This is a genomic window from Vibrio sp. 1731 (genome assembly GCF_033339955.1).
In the GTDB taxonomy this organism is placed as follows: domain Bacteria; phylum Pseudomonadota; class Gammaproteobacteria; order Enterobacterales; family Vibrionaceae; genus Vibrio; species Vibrio alginolyticus.
This window is the reverse complement of the sequence record NZ_JAWOVO010000141.1, coordinates 1-1,118: the sequence shown is the minus strand read 5'-3', so window position 1 is coordinate 1,118 and position 1,118 is coordinate 1. Positions and strand designations below refer to the sequence as shown.

The window sequence follows — 1,118 nt, the reverse complement described above, 5'->3', positions numbered from 1 at the left end:
AAACCCAAACCCCATGCACAGACGCCACAGGAAGCCGCAGACGCCTTTAGCCGCTTTAGCGGCCTTTACCCCTGCCCGCAGGGCGGGGGCGCGTGTGAAGCCCCGCAGGGGCCATGCTGGCCACCTTGCGCTTGGCTATCTCCGCCTTGATGGTCGCGCCCGCCTCTCGCATCTCTTGCTGCAGGGCTTCGATCTCGGCAGGTGTCAGCCGGTAGAAGCTCACCCTTGCCCCTCTTGCGGCTCCGGCTGGCCATGCTCCTGTGGCTGCTATTCCTGCTTGGGTGGCAGTCCGAACAGCGCCCGGTCATGGTCGCGCTCTAGGTAGCTGTCCAGCCCATCGAGCAAGCGCTGTTCTGGCCACTCGCCGCTTTCGACTTTGCCGAGTATCCACGCGCCTACCAGCACCTTGCGCCGGGTGTCCTCCTTGCGCTTTTGCTGCTGCTCCCGTGCCCTGACCCGCTGGATCTTGGCGTTGATCCGTGCCCGTTGCTCTTCCAGCTTGGCGAGCCGTTCCGCTGCTTTTGCCATGTTGACATTCCCCTTGGTTATGTGCTTGCCATCATGCTATCATCGGAGCACAGACACCGCAAACCCCGACCGTCATTCTAACGGGAGGGCGCACTTACCGGTTTCTCTTCGAGAAACTGCCCTGCGGGCACCCCTTTGGGGCTGTGCGCTCTCCGAGGGCCATTGCATGGAGCTAAACCCCTATGGCCATCTATCACCTTACGGCCAAGACCGGCAGCCGGAACGGCGGCCAGTCGGCCAAGGCGAAAGCCGATTACATCCAGCGGGAGGGCCGTTACTCCCGCGACCGTGACGAGGTGCTGCACACTCAGTCCGGCCACCTGCCCGAGTGGGCCGAGCGCCCCGCCGACTACTGGGATGCTGCCGACCTGTATGAACGCGCCAATGGGCGGCTGTTCAAAGAGGTTGAGTTTGCCCTGCCGGTCGAACTGACCCTAGATCAGCAGCGGGAGCTGGTGGACGAATTCGCCCGGCATCTGACCGAGGGCGAGCGCCTGCCGTATACGCTGGCCATCCATGCCGGTGGCGGCGAGAACCCGCACTGCCACCTGATGATCTCCGAGCGGATCAATGACGGCATCGAGCGGCCC

Annotated in this window: 2 protein-coding genes; one reads left to right on the top strand and one right to left on the bottom strand. The window is 63.8% G+C overall.

Annotated elements, in window-relative coordinates:
- Positions 1–267: 267 nt before the first annotated feature.
- Positions 268–528, bottom strand: coding sequence for a mobilization protein (locus R7035_RS25760; RefSeq protein WP_169573164.1), 261 nt, complete (start codon positions 526–528; stop codon positions 268–270).
- Between the two features lie 182 nt (positions 529–710).
- Between R7035_RS25760 and R7035_RS25755 the strand changes: the two genes are divergently transcribed.
- Positions 711–1,118: MobA/MobL family protein (locus R7035_RS25755; protein WP_318146385.1), on the top strand; the 408-nt coding region annotated here is incomplete at its 3' end.

Bases quoted from the DNA above. Each gene is read 5' to 3' on its own strand.
- R7035_RS25760 (WP_169573164.1), bottom strand. From the start codon at position 528: ATGGCAAAAGCAGCGGAACGGCTCGCCAAGCTGGAAGAGCAACGGGCA.